The organism is Streptomyces sp. P9(2023) (assembly GCF_032436795.1).
GTDB lineage: Bacteria > Actinomycetota > Actinomycetes > Streptomycetales > Streptomycetaceae > Streptomyces.
Genome location: NZ_JAUPWM010000120.1, coordinates 1 through 608 on the forward strand (window position 1 = coordinate 1; position 608 = coordinate 608).

Below are 608 nucleotides of genomic sequence, written 5' to 3' on the forward strand. Positions count from 1 at the left end.
CGGCAGTTCGTCGCCTTCAGTTGGGAACATGTCGAAAGGCTTCATCACAGCCTTATTACCATTTAGGTCAGGCAGACCATTGAAGTCTTCTGGTCCAGATCCAGCAACACGATGGTCGATGAGGCACAGGTTCATTGCCTGTGCAATTGCCCGGAGGAGTGAGGTTTTGCCTACGCCGGGAGAACCCTTGACGAACGGCTCCAGACCCTTTTCCAGACAGCGAGCAACCATACGCTGAATTTCGCGTGGCTTGGCTGCATACAGATTGATGTCTGTGGCAGAAGTGATAGCTGGATCAGACATTGATTAGCTTTCCATGAAATACTGGTGGATGATGAAATTGATGATACGAAGACCGATTTCGTTGTCCTCATATGCATCGGTGATACGCTTCCTGATTTCTATCAGGTCACGGTTTACCCCACGCTTGTCTTTCGGGAACAGCGTGCGATAGGCACGGTAAACGTCCGTCTGCTCAACTGCGAGCAGGATGCTATCCAAGGAGATTTCCTTGGATGAGAAAATGAGCGGAACACGTCCAATGAATTCAGGGCGCATTCCGGCTTCTCGCAACTGCTTGTGAGTTGTGATCTCTTGGCCGTTGAAAG

The 608-nt window shown here is 50.3% G+C and carries 1 protein-coding gene and 1 pseudogene; both read right to left on the reverse strand.

Features of this window, described 5'->3' with window-relative positions; all coding sequences use genetic code 11:
* Positions 1-303: pseudogene (locus tag Q5762_RS36935) on the reverse strand (hypothetical protein); the annotation flags it as partial.
* 3 nt (positions 304-306) lie between these two features.
* Positions 307-608: hypothetical protein (locus Q5762_RS36940; protein WP_399495525.1), on the reverse strand; the 302-nt coding region annotated here is incomplete at its 5' end.